This is a genomic window from Acinetobacter sp. ANC_7635 (assembly GCF_056779945.1).
In genome coordinates this window covers 404,902-424,799 of sequence record NZ_JBWYIS010000001.1, presented here as the reverse complement: position 1 = coordinate 424,799, position 19,898 = coordinate 404,902, and the positions used below count along the sequence as shown (strand labels likewise).

The 19,898-nt window shown below is 39.5% G+C and carries 20 protein-coding genes; 14 read left to right on the top strand and 6 right to left on the bottom strand.

Features of this window, described 5'->3' with window-relative positions:
* The first annotated feature begins 345 nt into the window (after positions 1-345).
* The 8 genes from AC1M89_RS02065 to ychF all read left to right on the top strand — a co-directional run bounded on the left by AC1M89_RS02065 (position 346) and on the right by ychF (position 8,859).
* On the top strand, positions 346-1,548 hold the full coding sequence (locus tag AC1M89_RS02065) for an SfnB family sulfur acquisition oxidoreductase (RefSeq protein WP_481613779.1): 1,203 nt from the start codon (positions 346-348) through the stop codon (positions 1,546-1,548).
* A gap of 9 nt (positions 1,549-1,557) precedes the next feature.
* Entirely contained in the window at positions 1,558-2,781 is a 1,224-nt protein-coding gene (locus AC1M89_RS02060) for an SfnB family sulfur acquisition oxidoreductase (protein WP_481587041.1), read from the top strand.
* Positions 2,781-4,211, top strand: coding sequence for an LLM class flavin-dependent oxidoreductase (locus AC1M89_RS02055; protein ID WP_481613778.1), 1,431 nt, complete (start codon positions 2,781-2,783; stop codon positions 4,209-4,211). Before AC1M89_RS02060 ends, AC1M89_RS02055 begins: the two co-directional genes overlap by 1 nt.
* A gap of 25 nt (positions 4,212-4,236) precedes the next feature.
* Positions 4,237-5,079: a MetQ/NlpA family ABC transporter substrate-binding protein gene (locus tag AC1M89_RS02050; RefSeq protein WP_481613777.1), complete on the top strand. Its 843-nt coding sequence runs from the start codon at positions 4,237-4,239 to the stop codon at positions 5,077-5,079.
* A gap of 9 nt (positions 5,080-5,088) precedes the next feature.
* The gene (locus tag AC1M89_RS02045) at positions 5,089-5,922 is read left to right on the top strand and encodes a MetQ/NlpA family ABC transporter substrate-binding protein (protein WP_481613776.1); all 834 of its coding nucleotides are present in this window, start codon (positions 5,089-5,091) and stop codon (positions 5,920-5,922) included.
* 11 nt (positions 5,923-5,933) lie between these two features.
* The gene (locus tag AC1M89_RS02040; RefSeq protein WP_481594333.1) at positions 5,934-7,004 is read left to right on the top strand and encodes a methionine ABC transporter ATP-binding protein; all 1,071 of its coding nucleotides are present in this window, start codon (positions 5,934-5,936) and stop codon (positions 7,002-7,004) included.
* Positions 6,985-7,644, top strand: coding sequence for a methionine ABC transporter permease (locus tag AC1M89_RS02035; protein WP_481613775.1), 660 nt, complete (start codon positions 6,985-6,987; stop codon positions 7,642-7,644). Before AC1M89_RS02040 ends, AC1M89_RS02035 begins: the two co-directional genes overlap by 20 nt.
* Before the next feature lie 123 nt (positions 7,645-7,767).
* Positions 7,768-8,859, top strand: coding sequence for a redox-regulated ATPase YchF (gene ychF, locus AC1M89_RS02030; RefSeq protein WP_035264512.1), 1,092 nt, complete (start codon positions 7,768-7,770; stop codon positions 8,857-8,859).
* A gap of 62 nt (positions 8,860-8,921) precedes the next feature.
* On the opposite strand, the gene AC1M89_RS02025 is transcribed toward ychF, so the two are convergent.
* A complete protein-coding gene (locus AC1M89_RS02025; RefSeq protein WP_035264513.1) occupies positions 8,922-9,476 on the bottom strand; it encodes an Mpo1 family 2-hydroxy fatty acid dioxygenase in 555 nt (184 codons plus the stop codon).
* 99 nt (positions 9,477-9,575) lie between these two features.
* Here AC1M89_RS02025 and AC1M89_RS02020 point away from each other — a divergent pair, with 99 nt between their 5' ends.
* Positions 9,576-10,268, top strand: coding sequence for a Crp/Fnr family transcriptional regulator (locus tag AC1M89_RS02020; RefSeq protein WP_481608415.1), 693 nt, complete (start codon positions 9,576-9,578; stop codon positions 10,266-10,268).
* 66 nt (positions 10,269-10,334) lie between these two features.
* On the opposite strand, the gene AC1M89_RS02015 is transcribed toward AC1M89_RS02020, so the two are convergent.
* Positions 10,335-10,817 carry a hypothetical protein gene (locus tag AC1M89_RS02015; RefSeq protein WP_035264529.1) on the bottom strand — a complete coding sequence of 161 codons (483 nt, stop codon included), beginning with the start codon at positions 10,815-10,817 and terminating at the stop codon, positions 10,335-10,337.
* A gap of 125 nt (positions 10,818-10,942) precedes the next feature.
* On the opposite strand from AC1M89_RS02015, the gene AC1M89_RS02010 reads away from it, so the two are divergent.
* The 5 genes from AC1M89_RS02010 to dapC all read left to right on the top strand — a co-directional run bounded on the left by AC1M89_RS02010 (position 10,943) and on the right by dapC (position 17,303).
* Positions 10,943-11,671, top strand: coding sequence for an AzlC family ABC transporter permease (locus AC1M89_RS02010; protein WP_180027874.1), 729 nt, complete (start codon positions 10,943-10,945; stop codon positions 11,669-11,671).
* Positions 11,668-12,009 (top strand): L-valine transporter subunit YgaH, encoded by a 342-nt coding sequence (gene ygaH / locus AC1M89_RS02005; RefSeq protein ID WP_179998205.1) that lies wholly within the window; start codon positions 11,668-11,670, stop codon positions 12,007-12,009. Before AC1M89_RS02010 ends, ygaH begins: the two co-directional genes overlap by 4 nt.
* 185 nt (positions 12,010-12,194) lie before the next feature.
* Positions 12,195-13,412, top strand: a complete 1,218-nt coding sequence (gene purT, locus AC1M89_RS02000; RefSeq protein ID WP_481591144.1) for a formate-dependent phosphoribosylglycinamide formyltransferase — start codon at positions 12,195-12,197, stop codon at positions 13,410-13,412.
* 23 nt (positions 13,413-13,435) lie between these two features.
* Positions 13,436-16,102 carry a [protein-PII] uridylyltransferase gene (gene glnD / locus AC1M89_RS01995; protein ID WP_481591145.1) on the top strand — a complete coding sequence of 889 codons (2,667 nt, stop codon included), beginning with the start codon at positions 13,436-13,438 and terminating at the stop codon, positions 16,100-16,102.
* A gap of 31 nt (positions 16,103-16,133) precedes the next feature.
* Complete coding sequence (gene dapC / locus AC1M89_RS01990) at positions 16,134-17,303, top strand: succinyldiaminopimelate transaminase (RefSeq protein ID WP_481608414.1); 1,170 nt, start codon at positions 16,134-16,136, stop codon at positions 17,301-17,303.
* A 427-nt stretch (positions 17,304-17,730) separates the two neighbouring features.
* Here dapC and AC1M89_RS01985 read toward each other — a convergent pair whose 3' ends face one another.
* The 4 genes from AC1M89_RS01985 to AC1M89_RS01970 form a co-directional block, all read right to left on the bottom strand.
* Positions 17,731-17,943, bottom strand: coding sequence for a hypothetical protein (locus AC1M89_RS01985; RefSeq protein ID WP_481591147.1), 213 nt, complete (start codon positions 17,941-17,943; stop codon positions 17,731-17,733).
* 335 nt (positions 17,944-18,278) lie between these two features.
* Entirely contained in the window at positions 18,279-18,977 is a 699-nt protein-coding gene (gene pyrF, locus AC1M89_RS01980) for an orotidine-5'-phosphate decarboxylase (RefSeq protein WP_481591148.1), read from the bottom strand.
* A 139-nt stretch (positions 18,978-19,116) separates the two neighbouring features.
* Positions 19,117-19,482 carry a lipopolysaccharide assembly protein LapA domain-containing protein gene (locus AC1M89_RS01975; RefSeq protein WP_035264552.1) on the bottom strand — a complete coding sequence of 122 codons (366 nt, stop codon included), beginning with the start codon at positions 19,480-19,482 and terminating at the stop codon, positions 19,117-19,119.
* A 20-nt stretch (positions 19,483-19,502) separates the two neighbouring features.
* The gene (locus AC1M89_RS01970) at positions 19,503-19,808 is read right to left on the bottom strand and encodes an integration host factor subunit beta (RefSeq protein ID WP_035264555.1); all 306 of its coding nucleotides are present in this window, start codon (positions 19,806-19,808) and stop codon (positions 19,503-19,505) included.
* Positions 19,809-19,898: the final 90 nt, after the last annotated feature.

Genomic DNA, 19,898 nt, shown 5'->3' with positions numbered 1-19,898 from the left:
GGATTTATTGTTTTGCTTACTTTATGCAACCCTATGCCAAAACACAATGTGATAATGCATCAATTGCAACTTAAATTGTTATTTTTGGAAATATGAATCCGTTAAATTATAAATGTTTAGCAAATCTTTATCTTTTTTATTGCAAAGTCTAAATGAATTCAACGTGTTTAGAGCACTGAAATTTATTAAAATTCATTATTAATCAAAATTTTAAGTTTTCTAATATTTTTCAATCGATATCTATATTTGTCTTAAGCATTTTTTTTGAATAGTTCAACGAAAACCAGCATTTAAAAAAAATATTCTATGGGCGTAGCGTATATCTCCTCAAAGAGGAATTGATCTATGTCTCGTTTAATTACTGAAAATGTTCATGTTATTGAAAATGATCAAGATGCCATTCATGCAGCCTATCATGTTGCTGATTATGCGCTCGAAGGTCGCAATCAGCGTGACCAACAACGAGCTTTACCATTTGCAGAAATTGAATTATTCAGCCAAAAAGGTTTAGGAGGCTTACGCATCCCCCACGTATATGGCGGTGCTGAAGTATCTCATCGTACCCTTGCCCAAGTATTTCGTATTCTAAATAAAGCGGATTCAAGTTTAGGGCAAATTCCACAAAATCAAATTGCATTGCTCAATATGATCAACATCATGGGAAGCGATGAACAAAAGCAATTTATTTTCAACGAAATTTTAAAAGGTAAGCGTCTTGCCAATGGGGGGCCAGAACGACATACCAAAGATACCAAGACTTTAGACACACACCTTGTTTTGGAGGATGGGAAATATCGAGTTTCAGGAAAAAAATTCTATTCTACAGGCAGTTCATTTGCACATTGGTTAGCCATCAAAGCCATACACCCTGAAGGTCACGTGGTTTTAATTTTAGTGAACCGTGAATCCACTGGTATCGAAGTCATCAATGACTGGGATGGATTTGGTCAACGTACCACTTCAAGTGGCACAGTGATTTTAGACCATGTTGAAGTTGATCCATTACTGATTTTTGATGAAAGAAAATTATTGAACGTCCCTAATTTTAGAGGCGCGTTTTCACAGCTGATGCAAGTGGCTATCGATGTTGGTATTGCTGAAGCAGCATTTGAGGACATGTTGTTTGCGATCCGTAAAGCACGCCCAATTGTGGATGCACAAGTTGAGCGTGCCAGTGATGAGTATTTCACCTTACAAGAAGTTGGCAAAGCTAATGTTTTGTTAGATGCCGCCATTCTTTTGCTTGATGAAGCAGCTGATTATTTAGATTCACTCAATGTAGTTGAACAACTCTCTGATGAACAGATTGCTGAAGCTTCGATCAAAGTTGCTGAAGCTAAAGTCTATGCCAATGATGCTGCACTGCATATCTCAGAAAAGTTGATTGAGCTCGGGGGAAGTCGCGCCAGCCTCAATGTCCATAATTTTGATCAACACTGGCGAAATGCACGTGTACATACCCTTCATGATCCTATTCGCTGGAAACTTCACGCGCTGGGTTCGTATTACTTAAACCATACTTTTCCTGCACGTCATGCCTGGATTTAAGGAGTCATCATGTCATCTTTACAAGCTTTAGAGATCCAAGAATCAGGCAGTTATAGACCAGCGCATATTATTCGCTCTGATGAAGAAGCATTAAAAGTCGCACACGAACTTGCAGAAAAGTTTAAGTACCGTGCATCTGAACGAGATTTAAATCGTGAGCTTCCTCATGAAGAAATCGAAGCGTACAGTCAATCTGGCTTATGGGCCATTACAGTACCTCAACAATATGGCGGTGCCGATGTTTCTATTCATACACTGACAAAAATCATCGCATTAATGAGTGGTGTTGATGGCTCTATCGGACAAATTCCACAAAATCATTTCTATGCACTTGAAATTTTGAGGAATACTGGGTCTGAGGCTCAAAAAAGACGTTTATTTACTGAAGTTTTACAAGGTGCTCGCTTTGGAAATGCCTTGGCTGAGTTTAAAACTAAAAATGCAGCACAACGCCATACCTCTTTAAGACAAGTCGAAAATGGTTATGTCCTCAATGGAGAAAAATTTTATTGCACTGGCAGTCTATTCGCTCACCGTATTCCAACCCTTGCTAGTGATGAACAAGAGCGCCAGTTTCTAGTCTTTGTTCCATATGATAGCGAAGGCTTAAGCCTATTAGATGACTGGAGTGGATTTGGTCAACGTACCACAGGCAGTGGGACTGTTAAATTTGAAAATGTACAGATTGACCCAGAGGATATAGTCCCTTTTGATTTGGCTTATTCAACTGCCACCATTTCAGGTCCATTTGCACAAATTATTCATGCCTCAATTGAAACAGGCATTGCTCGAGCTGCTTTTGAAGAAACATTAATACGCGTTCGTCAAGCACGCCCTTGGATAGATGCAAAAGTTGAACATGCCACTCAAGACCCTTTGACACTATACGAAATTGGTCGAATTGCAACAGACGTCAAGGCCACCGAGTTACTACTAAAACAAGCAGCGCAAGCGGTTCAAGATGCCAAAGTCTCCCCTTCAGAACATTCAGTTGCACATGCTTCTATTCAAGTGGCTAAAGCACGTGCACACAGTACCGAGACTGCACTAAAAGTCTCGTCAAAACTGATTGAACTGGCTGGTAGTCGTGGAAGTCAACGACAAGATAATCTTGACCGATACTGGAGAAACGCACGTGTTCATACCTTGCATGATCCAGCGCGTTGGAAATATTTCTTCATAGCCAATTATGTTTTAAACGGCGTATTCCCCCCAAGACGAGGTACGCTGTAATGACAAAAATTCAATCGAAACCTCAAAAACAGATCCTGTTCAATGCATTTGATATGAATTGTGTAGGTCATATCAACCATGGGCTTTGGACACACCCACGTGATCAATCCTACCGATTTAATGAATTAAGTTATTGGACAGAACTCGCTCAAACTTTAGAGAAAGGTCTTTTCGATGGATTATTCATTGCCGATATTACTGGCGTTTACGATGTCTATCAAAATGGCATTGATCTAACCTTGAAAGAATCGATTCAACTGCCGAGCCATGATCCAAGCACGCTGGTGTCTGCAATGGCAGCCGTCACACAGCATTTGGGTTTCGGTATTACAGTGAACTTAAGTTATGAATCTCCTTATCAATTTGCTCGTCGCTTCGCGAGTCTGGATCATCTGACCCAAGGACGTTTGGGATGGAATATAGTCACTGGCTATTTGGATAGCGCAGCGCGATTGGTCGGTCAGCAAGGACTGAAAGATCATGATTTACGTTATGAACAAGCTGAAGAATTTTTAGAACTCTGCTACAAATTTTGGGAAGGCTCTTGGGAAAATGATGCTGTCATCCAAGATAAGCTCAATCGCATTTTTACCGATCCGACTAAAGTACATACGATCCACCATCAAGGACAGTTCTATAACAGTCACGGCGTCTTCCAAGTCTCGCCTTCAGTGCAACGTACACCTGTGCTATATCAAGCAGGAGCATCACCTAAAGGACTACAGTTTGCCACTCGGCATGCAGAAGCCATGTTTATTGGTGGAGATACTGCTGAAAAAATTGCGTCGCAAACACAAAAGATTCGCCAATTAGCCCATTCACACGGTCGTGATGGTACAGCAATTAAATTATTTGCGGGTATCACTGTCGTTACTGCTGAAACAGATCAACAAGCGCAAGAAAAACTGCAGGACTATATTCAATATGCAAGTCCTGAAGCAGGGATTGCGCATTTTTCAAGCTCAATCGGAACAGACTTAGGTCATCTAAAAGATGAGAATGCTATTCCATATAAAAAAACCAACAGCATCGTTTCTGTAAATGAGCGCTTTAAGGAAAACAAAGTCACTTTGGCAGATTTAAAAGCTCAGCATGTACTCGGTGGACGTTATCCCTTATTTGTTGGCAGTGGAGCAACAGTTGCTCAACAGCTAATCGAATTCATTGATATTTCTGGATTAGATGGTTTTAACCTTGCCCGTACAGTCGCTCCAGAGTCACATCAAGAGTTTATTCGTTATGTCATTCCTGAACTCCAACAACGTGGTCGCTATAAGACCGCCTATGCTGAGGGTAGCTTAAGGCACAAGCTATTCAATGCGGGAGATCATTTACCACATTCACATCCTGCACATCATTTCCGATGTCCAAGCTCAACACAAGATATACAACAATCAAATTTAAATCCTATACACCAACATTCAGCTTAAGTTTTTAATATTTAGGGGTCTTTCTATGGCACAAGCTCAGTCTTCTCGACTTAAATGGATCGGCGTTGCAATCGCCATTATTGTGATTGCAGCGTTTGCATGGTCCTTATTGAAAAAAAATGATCAACAAGAAATTGTGATTGGCATTAGCCCACCATTTGCAAAACCACTTCAAGCCGCAATTGAAGAAGCAAAGGCTCAAGGCATTCATGTACGTTTGGTAGAATTTTCAGATTGGAATACACCCAACATCACCCTAAATCATGGGGATATTGATGCAAATTATTTTCAGCATCAACCTTTCTTGAATAATGCGTTAAAAGAAACCAACTTTAAGCTCAAACCCTTGGGCATCGGCTCAGGAACCCATGTCGGTTTATATTCAAAAAGATATAAAGCGATTAGTGAAGTTAAAAATGGCGCTCGAGTTGTACTGCCAAATGATCCTGTGAATCAGGGTCGCGCCCTACTCCTCTTACAACACGCTGGATTAATACAACTTAAGGATTCCAACAACCACTTATCCAACTTAAAAGATATTAAATCCAATCCAAAAAAATTGAACTTTATTGAAGTCGAAGGCCCGCAAACTGCGCGTGCCGTAGATGATGCAGACCTCGTATTTAGCTATCCAATGTACCTACGCTTAGCGCAAACAATTGATCCAAATGATGCCTTAATTTTGGATGAAATTAACAACACGCTTTATGCCATCTTATTTGTTGTTCGCGATGACTTTGAACAAACTCAGCCTGAAAAAGCAGCTCAACTGAAAAAATTTATCCAAATTTATCAAAGCTCAGACAAAGTTAAACAAGCATTGAATGAGGATATTGGTGAAAAACTATGGTTCAAAGGCTGGAAATAAGGAGTGTTCATGTCTACTTCAACTCAATCATCTAAATTCATCAAAATTGCAGTCATCATCGTCGCAGTACTGGTGGCCTTAGTGGGATATCGTTATATCAGTCAAAACTCAAATGATAAAGTGATTAAAATCGGCATTAGCCCACCCTATGCTGAATTACTGCAAAGTGTCGCTGAGGATGTAAAAGCACAAGGAATCCATCTCGAGTTGATTGAGTTTTCAGACTGGCAAGCACCCAATGTTGCTGTGCAAAATGGTGATATTGACGCTAATTTCTTTCAACAAAGTGTTTTTCTAGCGAATGCAGTGCGTGAAACAGGCTATGACCTTGTGCCTTTTGCGAAAGGTTCAGGCAGTCATGTCGGACTTTATTCAAAAAAATATCAATCCCTACAGGAAATACCTGATCAAGCGAAAGTAGTCGTACCGAATGATCCAGTTAACATGGCACGTGGTTTAAATTTGCTGGCTCGTGCAGGCTTAATTCAAGTCAAAGATATTAATAATGAGCTCACCAGCACCCGAGATATTATCAGTAATCCTAAAAAACTCAAGATTATTGAAGTTGAAGGCCCGCAAACCGCGCATGCTTACAATGAAGCTGACTTAATTATGGGTTTTCCTCATTATTTGAAAATGGCAAAAGTTGCTGATCCTACGTCTGCACTGTTATTAGATCCGATTAATAAAAAATTTGCGATTTTGTTTGTAACGCGTCGAGATTATCAAGATCAGGATGACAAATTAAAAACTGTGGTTGAAACCTTCCAAAACTCTGCAAAAGTCCGTCAGATTCTAGACAAAGACTTTGGACAAGGTTTGTGGTTTGAAGGCTGGAAATAAGGAGAATGATCATGGTGAGTTTTGGTTCACACATTGAATTTGCAGTACCTCATATTACAATTCGTCATTTAAATAAGTATTACGATGTACAAGGAAAACAAGTTCACGCACTCAAAAACATTAATTTGGATATTCCCGAAGGAAAAATTTTCGGCATTATCGGCAAAAGTGGTGCGGGCAAATCTTCATTGATTCGCACCTTAAATGGGTTAGAAACTATTTCTGATGGTAGTATTCATATACATCAACATGATTTAGGGCAGCTTAATCACAATGAATTAATCGCCCTACGCCAGCGTATTGGCATGATTTTTCAGCATTTTAATTTACTATCTGCCAAAACAGTTTGGGAAAATGTCGCGCTTCCATTGAAAATCGCAAAAGTGCCTGCTGCTGAGATTCAAACTCGTGTGGATGAGGTTTTAAATCTAGTCGGTCTGGCTGAAAAGCATCATCACTATCCATCACAATTATCGGGTGGGCAAAAACAACGTGTTGGGATTGCCCGTGCATTGGTCAGTAAACCTGAAATACTATTGTGCGATGAAGCAACATCGGCACTTGATCCAGAAAGCACATCTGTTGTTCTATCTTTACTGAAGGAAATTAATCAAAAATTAGGACTCACCATCGTTCTCATTACACATGAAATGCAGGTAATTCGTGAAATTTGCGATCAAGTGGTGGTTATTGATCAAGGTGAAATCGTTGAATCAGGGCAAGTTTGGTCAGTCTTCTCTCGTCCCCAGCAGAAAATCACGCAAGAACTCCTCAATTTGGAACAGCTTGATTTGCCATTCCAGTTACATCAAGAGCGAGCTACACATTTAACGCATACCATTTTGAAAATCAGCTATGCAACTGATTTGAAAAATCCTCCCAACTTAAATGATGTACTTTCTAAAATTACACTGCCTGTGCATTTATATCAAAGCCATGTAGACACTATTCAACATCATCTGGTTGGCTCACTCATCGTAGGTATTCCTCAATTAGATGTTGATGTGCATACGCTCCATCAGCAATTCCCCCATAAAACATCACAAATCGAGGTGCTTGGCTATGCACAACCAGCTCATTGATCTTTTAATTACAGGCACTATTGATACTTTATTAATGGTCGGTATTTCTGCATTTTTAGCACTTCTCATTGGCTTGCCTATGGCCGTGATCCTCGTCAACACCTCAGAAAATGGGATTTATCCATCAAAAAAAATCAATCATGCCTTGGGTTGGGTGGTAAATATTACGCGCTCTATTCCCTTCTTAATTTTAATGGTGGCACTCATTCCCTTCACTCGATTGATTGTGGGGACCAGTTATGGGGTATGGGCTGCGGTTGTACCTTTAACTATTGCAGCTACACCTTTTTTCGCACGTGTTGCGGAAGTCAGTCTACGAGAAGTTGATCATGGACTCATAGAGGCTGCACAAGCCATGGGCTGTAATCGCAAACAAATTATTTGGCATGTGCTTTTACCAGAAGCACTGCCTGGTATTGTTGCAGGTTTTACTGTCACGCTTGTAACCATGATCAATTCCTCTGCGATTGCGGGTGCTATTGGTGCGGGGGGTTTAGGTGACATCGCCTATCGATATGGCTACCAACGCTTCGATATGCAAATTATGTTGGCAGTGATCATTGTATTAGTCGTATTGGTGATGCTGATTCAAGCTTTAGGCGATCAATTGGCACATAGTTTGGACAAACGTAAAATCTAATTCACTCTATTCAATTGAGTCTCATCAGTGTTTTCGAGAAACATCAAAGCCATGACCTGACTTTGTCATGGCTTTGATGTAAAATCACCGACAATTTTTAAATAACACTGTGTGAGTCTTTTCATGGGTTTTAATTGCGGTATTGTCGGCTTGCCGAACGTTGGTAAATCTACACTTTTCAATGCATTGACGAAAGCTGCTATTGCTGCAGAAAACTTCCCATTCTGTACCATTGAACCAAACACTGGCATCGTTCCTGTTCCAGATCCACGTTTAGATAAATTAACTGCTATTGTTAAACCTCAACGTGTTATTCCAACCACAATGGAATTTGTAGACATCGCAGGTTTAGTTGCTGGTGCTTCTAAAGGTGAAGGTTTAGGGAACCAATTCTTAGCCAACATTCGTGAAACTGATGCAATTGCACACGTAGTACGTTGTTTTGAAGACGAAAATGTTATTCACGTGAACGGCAAAATTGACCCACTTGATGACATTGCAACTATTAACACTGAGCTTGCTTTAGCAGATTTAGAAACAGTATCAAAAGCGGTTACACGTTTAGCAAAGTCTGCGAAAGGTGGTGATAAAGAAGCCGTTGCAACAAAAGCTGTACTAGAAAAAATTCAGCCATTACTTGATGAAGGTCGCCCTGCTCGCGCAGCTGATCTTGATGACGACGAGCGCAAATTAGTTCGTGGCTTTGGTTTATTAACCCTTAAACCAACAATGTATATTGCAAACGTTGCTGAAGACGGTTTTGAAAACAATCCACACCTTGATGCTGTTAAAAAATTAGCGGCAGAAGAAAATGCCATTGTTGTCCCACTTTGCAACCAAATCGAAGCTGAAATTTCTTTGCTTGAAGATGATGAGCGTGCTGAATTCTTAGAAGCGATGGGCATGGAAGAACCAGGTCTTAACGTGGTTATTCGTGCAGGTTATGGCTTACTTGGCCTACAGACTTATTTCACTGCAGGCGTTCAAGAAGTCCGTGCTTGGACTGTAAAAATTGGTGCGACCGCTCCTCAAGCTGCTGGTGTGATTCACACTGATTTTGAGAAAGGCTTTATTCGTGCAGAATGCATTGCCTATGACGATTTTGTTCAATACAACGGCGAAGCTGGCGCTAAAGAAGCTGGAAAATGGCGTCTTGAAGGTAAAACTTATGTCGTTCAAGATGGTGATGTTTTACATTTCCGTTTCAACGTTTAAGTCATTAAAAAAACAGCCGAAAGGCTGTTTTTTTTTTGCAAAGATTATTTAAAAGATTGAGATCATGGATTTTGAGTTGAAGTACTCGAGTGATTTACGTGTTTATGGTCCATGTCATAGCGTAATTGTTTAGCTCGAACCAATACTTTCTCTTCCAGTTTCTTACGTAAACCAATAAGAAATATAAATTCTGCTACCACAAATAAAGGACCTATAGCGAGTCCAACAAGATCATCCACAAAAGCTGGTTTTTTCTTTTCATAATAGTGCCCAATAAATTGAATAATCCATCCCACAATAAAAAATCCAGCACTTACCAATACCCAAGAGGATGTCGCTAAAGCTGCTACTTGTGTGGCTGGTTGATAAATTAAAGCAAATAGCACTGCCATCACTACCCCAAAAATGAGATCCAAACTCAAGTAATAAATCACCGATGCGACGATCAATAACATTGCAAGATCAATGGGATATCCTGCAACTGTAAATTGTGCTTTGGCTGCAAAACACAAGATCGAAAATACAATCAAGGGAATTCCAATAAAATGTGAAAATACGTTTTTACGATCTAGGTGATAAGCTGCATATTGTCCAAGCAAGCTCTCTAAACGAGTCATGTTATCATTCCTTTTTCTGACTATTTCCTTCACTATATATAAATGTAAACCAATAAGTTGTCGACTAGACGACAAATAAACAGTATAAAAGGGATAATTTTGCTTTCAAATCAATACGTTTATCTTTTAAAAAATAATTGGTGGTTTAGCCAGTTTGATCATGAACTACAACAGCTGATGCTCGAACATGGACAGCTCATTGAATATGGCAAAGAACAACTGATATTTTCTAAAGCTGATCAATTTGATGGCATTTATGCCGTAATTAATGGTGCTGTTCGTTTAGCACATATTGACGTAGATGGTCGCGAGGCGGTGACAGTTATCGCAGATCCCATTATGTGGTTTGGTGAAATTTCGTTGATTGATCAACAACCCCGCTCTCATCATGCGATTACCAGTAAAAAATCCAAAATCCTCAAAATAAGTCGTGTAGGACTTGATCTAATTTTAGAACAATATCCAAAATTTTGGTTTTATCTGGCCCAATTGGTCAGTCATAAACTCCGTTATGCTTTCATGGAGTTGGTGTCTATTCAAACACAACCCCTTATTCAACGTTTAGCTCAAAGATTAATCTTTATCTTAAATGGATACGGTAATCTCAAAGAGATTGAAAAAAACACCATCAACCTATCTCAAGAACAATTGGCACAAATGTTGGTCTGCTCAAGACAGACCATTAATCAAGAACTACAACATTTAGAAAAAATTGGCGCAATTAAAATTGCATTTAAAAAAATTGAGGTGATTAATCTTAATCAACTTAAAGCTTTAGCCGATCAAACTTAATCGATTAAAGATGATGTGCTTCAGTAAAATCTGGATTAATCATTGTATTGGGGTCGCTAGGGTCACTTAAAATAATTTTGTATACGCCTTAGTGTTTCCTAATTCTGGTTGCTCAATTGCAGTTTTGCACTGCGCTTTATCGCGTTCATAATTGGCTTGACGCTGTGCGAGCTGGCCCTCATTTTCCACGATTGCACGTGCCCAAGCATCTATGGTTGTTAGCGCTTTACGACAAAGCGCATATTTCCCTTCAGTCACTGAGTCGGTCATTTTGACATTAATACGCCAATCCAATACCAATTGACGCACAGGCTCGCGTACTTGTGATGGTATAAGCGCTTTATTGGCTTGATACAGAATAGGATCAACCTGATTAATCAATTGCCAAGCATGATTTGCATATTCAGTTGCGTCATTAGTCAGCTTCGGTGCTTCTTTAATTTCAACCTTTTCATCGGCAGTTTCTGCCTGACCACCACAACCGGATAAAGTGAAGATGAGGAATGTAGTCAATGCAGCTAATTTAAAGGGAGATTGAATCGCAAACATGACATCGCTCTAATAAACTATTCGGCACTATGCTAGTAAATTCGGGTAGAATACTCAATCTCGTTTTATACCTTTTGTTCCAATCTCCAATTAGGTTTATCGTGACCCAATCAAGCTCCCCACACATGACACCGGCAGGTTTTTGGCAAGGTGCCAAAGACAGCCAAGCCATCATTTTCACCTATTTGCCTGTTTCATTCGCGTTTGGTGTATCGGCAACTCAATTTGGATTTACGGCGTGGGAAGCATTATTTTTATCCTGTTCGATGTATGCAGGTGCCAGTCAATTTTTGGTGGTTGCCTTACTCGGCAGTGGCACTTCTATCTGGATGACAGCCTTAACTGTAATAGCACTTGATATTCGACATTTGTTATATGGCCCTGCTTTACAAAACTTAATTCAAGATAAACTCAATCTGAAAAAAACAGCAATTTGGTCATGGGGCTTGACCGACGAAGTCTTTGCATCAGGCATGATTAAACTTTCGCAACGCCGTCAAGAATGGTCTGAATCTTGGATGTTAGGTCTGAGTCTGTTTAGCTGGTTGTCTTGGGCACTTGGATCTTTTCTCGGGGGCTTATTTGCAGATCAAGTCAGTCATCTCCCCCAATTTTTGCAAGCAGCGCTCGACTTTCTATTACCTGCACTTTTCTTGAGCTTTTTATTGGCTGCATTTGAGAAAAAACATACCTTTGTCGTGACCATCACCATTATTGTTTCTGCTATTTCGTGTTACTTTATCGATTTATCTGCAGCGATATTCATTGGCATAAGCTCTGGTATTTTGGCTGGTTTGTTTAAACATTATGTACTGAAGCAACATGATCCTTTGCACACAGGTGAACAATCATGAATCTAGAAATTATTTGTGTCGGTATTCTGGTCGGCATCGCGAATTTCGCCTCACGCTTTGGTCCTTTTTTTGTGATTCAGAAACTACAACAAGGTCGCCAGAAACGCGGTGCTCTTTGGCTTAAAATCGCCCTTGGATCTATCGGTATTGCAGCAATCAGTTCAATGCTCGTGGTCGCGACTTTACCGCCGCTCTTAGAAACACCCAATAAGAGCGTTGCCATGTTAATTGGTTTTATTGTGCTCTCGGGTTTGTATTTCAAATTTAAACAGATTGTACCTGCAACACTCACAGCGGCACTCACATACGGTTTGGTGTATACCTATTTCCCACTTTAAAACATTTCTCGCGTATTATTCATTCAGATTCTAAATTTATAAGCCTGATCCTCGGATAAGGCTTATAAATTTTTATCAATAAAAAAATTAAACGATATCAAAATAATTTCTTGCTTTTTCTTGTATTCATCGCGCTCAAGAGGTTTTAGTTCTGATATGCTAAAAGTCCATAATATCAAGCACGGATGAATCAAATGCTTATTACACTCGGTACTCCACTTCAATCTTCGGCGTTTAAAGTTCTATTATTGGGTTCAGGTGAGTTGGGTAAAGAGGTGGTAATATCATTACAACGATTAGGTGTAGAAGTACATGCAGCAGATCGCTATGACAATGCACCTGCCATGCAAGTTGCTCATCATTCCTACACTTTGAATATGGCGGACCCAAAAGAATTAAAAAAACTGATTGAACAAGTTCAACCTCATTTAATTGTTCCTGAGATTGAAGCCATTGCCACTGAAGTCTTAGTGGAAATCGAAGATGCTAAAACTGCCGTAGTTATTCCCTCTGCGAAAGCCGTGAATCTCACCATGAATCGTGAAGGAATTCGTCGCCTCGCAGCTGAGGAACTAGGGCTACCAACCTCGGCTTATCGTTTTGCCAATAGTTTGGAATCATTCCGTGCAGCATGTGATGATATTGGCTATCCAAATTTTGTAAAACCTGTGATGTCATCATCAGGTAAAGGACAATCACGCGTAAAATCTTTTGATGAAGTCGACGCTGCTTGGGAATATGCTCAAACAGGTGGTCGTGTCAATCAAGGTACTGTCATCGTAGAATCGCAAATTGATTTTGATTTCGAAATTACATTACTCACAGTACGGGCAAAAAATCCTGAAACAGGAGAAATCGAAACGCACTTCTGCGATCCTATTGGACACCGTCAAGATGCAGGTGACTATGTAGAAAGCTGGCAACCTCAACCTATGAGCACAGCTGCCCTTGATGAAGCAAAACGTATTGCCAATAAAGTCACAGTAGCGCTCGGCGGTTGCGGTATTTTTGGTGTGGAATTATTCGTTAAAGGTGATCAAGTTTGGTTCAGTGAAGTTTCTCCTCGTCCACATGACACTGGATTAGTCACACTTGCATCTCAATATCAAAGTGAATTTGAACTTCATGCCCGTGCGATTTTAGGTCTTCCAGTGAACACGCAACGTCACAGTGTTGCTGCAAGCGCTGTGATCTATGCAGGTGTTGATGATACGAATTTGTCATTTTCTGGCGTAAATCTTGCTATGCAAAATCCTAATGTCGATTTACGTCTTTTTGGTAAACCTGAAGGTTTTAAACGTCGCCGTATGGGGGTCGCAACTGCACGTGCTGAAACAACTGACATTGCACGCGAATTAGCGACTGAAGCAGCTTCAAAAGTAATTGTAAATCAAAACAAATAATTCATTAGGTAGGCCATCATTTCATGATCAATACGTCTCCATTAGCAAACTATGTTTCGAGTAATCACGACATCAAGGCAATTAATCAATGGCGCTCAGATGTTGAAAATCAATTACAACATGAGTTTGAAAATGGTAAGGCGATACGTGAGATCATCCTCACTCGATCTAACCTGATTGATGAGGCACTTAAATTCCTTTGGCAACATGCTGAGTTAGATCAAACCGATCTGGGCTTGTTCGCTGTAGGAGGTTATGGTCGTCGTGAAATGATGCCCTACTCTGATGTCGACATTCTGATCCTTTCAGAAGATGATCTTACACAAGAACAAGAAAATGCCATTACCATTTTTATTTCCTCTCTATGGGATGTTGGAAATTTTAAACCTGGCGTAAGTGTAAGAACCATTCAACAGTGCTTTGAACAGGCCATGAATGACTTAACGGTAGCAACATCTCTCATTGAGTCTCGTTTAATTATTGGCAATGAACACTTAGCGAAATGGCCTCGTCGTGTTGTTTCACAAACTTGGACGGATAAAACCTTCTTTGATGCCAAGATGGAAGAACAAGCCAAACGCTACGCTCAGCACAACAACACTGAAAGTAATTTAGAACCTGATATCAAAAATGCACCGGGCGGCATTCGAGACATTAACCAAATTGGTTGGATTGCAAAACGGCATTTCCGAGTAAATCGTATATACGATCTTGTACATTTAGGTTTCATTTCTGAGTTTGAACTTGGGGTGCTCGAAGATGCTGAGAATTTTCTCTGGGAAATTCGTCATCATTTACACCGCTTAACTAAGCGTGATGAAAACCGACTATTGTTTGATTACCAACGCGATATCGCAGCAAAATTTGGTTACCACAAAGTCGAAGGTGAACATATCAATTATCCAATTGAACAGTTCATGAAACGCTACTATCGAGCAGCTCAGCAGGTTTCAACCCTGAATGAAATGCTACTCGCCTATTTTAATGAATCAGTCATCACTCCTCGCTTACCCAACTATGAGCGTAAAATTGAAGAAGTGAATGAAAACTTCAAATTGGTGGATGGTAAACTCGCAGTTCAACACCATAAAATTTTTGCAGAGAAGCCTACAGCCATCCTTGAGATTTTCTATATCCTAGCAAATCGCCCTGATATTGATGGTATTCGAGCTCGTACACTTCGATTGCTTACTTTAGCTGCAAAACGCATTGATCAAGCGTATAGAGACAATCCAGTTAATCAAGCCTTGTTTATGGCGATCATCCGATCACCAAATAACTTATATGAAACATTGCTTGCGATGAAACGTTATGGTGTACTCGGCAACTATATTCCTGCATTTGGACAAATCATGGGCCTTATGCAATACGATTTATTCCATATCTATACTGTAGATGCACATACGCTCCTACTCTTACGAAATTTAAATCGTTTTAAAGCGCCAGAATTTGCTAAAGATTTTCCTGTCGTAAGTTCGGTATTCCAGCGTCTGGTGCGCCGAGACATCGTATTCCTCGCTGCTTTGTTCCATGATATCGCCAAAGGCCGTGGTGGAGACCATAGTGAATTGGGCGCGGTTGATGCCATTGAGTTCTGTAGCAAGCACGGTTTTACTGAGCGTGAGTGTAATCTTGTTGCGTGGTTGATCCAAAATCATCTATTGATGTCGATGACTGCGCAGAAAAAAGATATTTCTGATCCAGATGTTGTAAAAGATTTTGCCGAGAAGCTAGGTGATATGGAACACTTAGACTATCTGTATACGCTTACAGTGGCTGACATTAACGCAACCAATCCTAAGCTTTGGAACACATGGCGAGCATCGCTCATGCGTCAGTTATATACCAATGCTCGTGACGTTATTCGTAGTGGTTTGGGACGTCCTGTCGATTACCAAATGCTGATCGAAGATACCAAATTTGCAGCAAGTGAATTACTTGTCAATGATTATGCTTTAGAAGCTGTTGAAAAAGTTTGGCAAGAACTTGGTGACGAATACTTCCTCAAAGAAACTGCAGATGAAGTCGCATGGCATACACGTGCAATCCTAGATCATGGTGATAATTCAGCACCATTGGTGATGATGCGCGCGCACCGTAAATCAGCGCAAGATGCTGTGCAGATTTTTATTTACACTCAAGATCAACCTAATCTTTTTGCCACCACTGTTGCAGTTCTAGATCGTATGAATCTAGATGTACAAGATGCACGCATTATTACAGCAACTAAATCCTTCAGCTTAGACACCTACGTGGTGCTTGATCGTTTTGGCACATTAGTGACAGATCCAGAACGTGAAAATACGGTAAAAGAATCATTGGTGCACGCATTAACAGATTCACAAAATTATCCAGGTTTAATGCAACGCCGTATACCACGCCAACTTCGTCATTTTGATATCGAAAACACAATTGATATTACGTTGAACGAGGCGCTGCAGCAAAATATGGTCGAGATCTCTACCCTCGATCAGCCTGGATTACTTGCCCGTATCGGTGGCTTATTTATGATGCAAGGTCTCGATATCCATTCCGCGAAAATCGCCACCTTGGGTGAGCGCGCAGAAGATATTTTCTTTGTAACCAAAAAGAATGGCGAACCTATGAATTTAACTGAAGCTCAGGCTTTTGCTGAACAATTAAAAGCAGCATTAGATGAGGCTTCAAATCAGGTCTGTAATCATCATTAAAATTTAGATTTAACCCGACGGTAACTGTTTCATGAACTCTAGTTTAAACCTATTACATCCTTATCCATTTGAAAAGTTGAATAAACTTTTTCAGTTTGTAAAACCTGCAAATCTTCCGTTAATTCCATTGTCAATTGGTGAGCCAAAACATCCTGCACCTGAATTCGTAAAACAAGCTATTGTCGATAACTTCAATCATCTTTCGACATACCCAAACAGTAAAGGCTTACCAGAATTACGTGAAAGTATTGCGCAATGGCTCACACGCCGTTTCAAATTAAATGCTATTAGCGCAGAAGATCATATTTTACCTGTGACTGGCACACGTGAAGGAATTTTCTCATTCGTACAAGCGCTGATCAATCGTGATGAAGCGCCTTATGTAGTTATGCCGAATCCCTTTTATCAAATTTACGAAGGTGCAGCTTTACTCGCTGGCGCTCAACCCTATTTCATCAACTGTACTGAAGAAAATGGTTACCTTGGCGACTTCGATGCTGTCCCTGCGGAAGTATGGGAGAAGACAGCTTTGCTCTTTGTCTGCACCCCCGGAAATCCGACAGGTGCTGTGCTTTCAAAAGAAAAGTTCAAAAAATTAATTGCGCTCTCTGATCAATACAATTTTGTCATCGCATCTGATGAATGTTATTCAGAACTATGGTTTGATGAAGCACCAGTTGGCTTATTAGAAGTTTGTGCAGAATTAGGTCGTGATGACTATAAAAACTGTATCGTATTCCACTCTCTGTCTAAACGTTCTAATTTACCAGGTATGCGATCTGGCTTCGTTGCAGGTGATGCTAGTCTATTAAAACCTTATTTAAAATTCCGCACTTACCACGGTGCTGCAATGCCAGTACAACATCAATTGGCATCGATTGCTGCATGGAATGATGAGGCACATGTTGAAGAAAACCGTAAACAATACCGTGCTAAATTTGATTTATTCCAACAAGAATTAGGTCATTTGCTACCACTGAAAAAGCCTGATGCGGGTTTCTATTATTGGTTAAAGGTCGATAATGATGAAACTTTTGCCAAAATGCTGATGGAAAAAGCACATATCAAAGTCTTACCGGGTCGTTATTTATCTCGTGATACTGAACAAGGAAACCCAGGTGAAAGCCATGTTCGTCTTGCTCTCGTAGCAGATTTAGACCAATGTAAAGAAGTTGTTAAACGCTTAAAATCAATTCTCTAATCGTGCATGATCTTTAATTTTAAGCCCTCTTTTTAGAGGGCTTATTTTTTTTATTGATGATTCTAGGCATAGTTTGAGCGGAAATTGATATTTTCTAACAAACCTCTCTCTAACTCTCTCCCAAAGGGAGAGAGAACTAAAAAGAATGGATTGCCCATGATAAAGTTTGGATCACTCTCAAGTGTGAGTTGTATTATGCCTATGGGATTTAATAAATTAGTACTTTATGCATGATGGTAACCTTTTAATTTACTAGTTATTTTACTTTTTATAGAACCATTTTTATACAAGGCATATATGAGTAAGTGTTCAATGAGTAAATATACATCATTCGGATGTGGTGTATCTTTAATGTCATAATTCTTCTCTACCTTAATAAAGTTTATATATCTTATACATGGAGAACCATAATTTGAGCTTAAGTTACTTATAAATCCTTAGAACATGCTTTTCCGAGAAAATTTGAATGTTTAGATGCTTTATTTTTATATAAAATATATTCTTCTAATAGTTCCTTCCTTCTTTTTGCTGTAGTGCTTTTAGTTTCAATTTCGTTCTGTATTAATTCAAGTTTATTTAAATTATAAATATATTCTTTTGCTTCATTTGCAATAACCTCACTGCCTTTTGATTTCTCCATTCATTTGAAATACACCATGCAGTAGTAGATGCTATTCCAGCTCCTATTAAAGTAGTAATTGCTCCCCAATCCCAGTTACAAACTTGCATATTTTTTTCCTTTCGTACCTTTTATGCAGCAACAACACCATGCTAAACAGCTTTTCCAATTTGTTTATTTGTTAAACCTTTTATCCAACTCTTTGATTTTATCATGTTATTAAGTTTTAACTGTCTTAGCACAAGGCTTCTTCTCGCTTCTTTATAAACCTTGTTTATTACAATCTTAATCCTAGTTAAAAAAAAGCCATGAACATTCATGGCTTTTTAAAATAGTTCAAGACTGTAATTTGAAAATTACAAAGTCGCTAGAATATCTCTTAAAGTCCGATTTGGATTTTCTGATTTAGTAATCGGGCGACCAATCACCAAATGTGTAGAACCATCTAACATAGCTTGCTTAGGTGTAACAATACGTTTTTGATCATCCGCTGCAGAACCTTCTGGACGAATTCCCGGAGTGACGAGAGCAAAGTTCTGACCTAGAGTTTCACGTAACATTTTTGCTTCTTGCGCAGAACATACAACACCGTCCAAGCCACTTTCTTGAGTCAAAGTCGCTAGACGTTTCACATGTTCAAAAGGCTCGATATCCAAACCAAGATCACGTAGATCTTCTCGCCCCATTGAAGTTAATACAGTGACTGCAATCAACTGTGTTTGATAGTTACCTGCTTTTAATCTTTCTACACAAGTTTCCATCATTTTTCGTCCACCAGATGCGTGAACATTGACCATCCATACCCCTTGATCTGCAGCAGCGCAAACGGCTTGTGCTGTCGTATTTGGAATATCATGAAATTTTAAATCTAAAAATACTTCAAAACCTTGATCATGCAATGCTTTTACAACGGTCGGACCTTCATGTGTAAAAAGTTCTTTACCCACCTTTACACGACAAAGTTTAGGATCCAAATTTTCAGCAATTTTCAATGCGTCGTATTGGCTTTTTGCATCTAAAGCAACAATGATACTCAAGGTTGTTCTTCCGTCCATCTAAAGTTGCGTCATTATAAAGATGTTCAACTTAAGCTGCAAAATTAACTTTCAAAAACTCAGCTTAAAATTCAACAGTTTATTTTCAATAAAAAAAACCTCTAAAATAAATTTTAGAGGTTTTTTAAATATTTATAAATTACAGCGGATTTGAGTTACGCGGATCTGAATGCACATCTAGTACTGTCTTTTCATGACGTACATTTGCAGCAGCTTCAGCAGCAGCTAACTGAGCATTTTGGATTTGTTCTTTACGAAGATATTCAATATCTTTGCGAAGACGCTTAATTTCCCAACTATTTTGGAATACACGGAAAACTTGAACTCCGAGTAATAATCCAACGATGATCCCAAGTGCCAAAGTCAACAAAAGCAATAAACCTAATCTCATTGCCGGTACTTGAGTGAATAGAAGATCAACAGTCAGTTCTGTACCATTTTGCAGAACCAATGCCAATGCATATCCGAAGATTACAACTAACAGTGCAACTAATACGTAACGCATAACCACCCCTGAGTAATTTATTATTTTCCTGCTGATTCGTTTACAGCATCTCTTAGTGCTTTACCTGGTTTGAAATGAGGTACAGCTTTAGCAGCCACTTCAACTGACTTACCTGTTTTAGGATTACGCCCAACTCGCGGTTCGCGATGATGTAAAGCAAAACTTCCAAACCCACGAATTTCAATACGATTATCAGCTGATAATGACTCAATCATTTGATCGATCATAATTTTAACAGCTTCTTCGACCAATGGCTCAGCCAAATGAGGGTTTTTGATAGAAATACGTTCTATTAAGTCAGACTTATTAAGTGCTTCAGTAGTCATCTGCGACCTCTTTAATTATCAAGCTACTCTGTGCATAGCGAGATAATAACCTGTTTAAATACAAAACGGTAGCGCAGTAAGTCAATACTA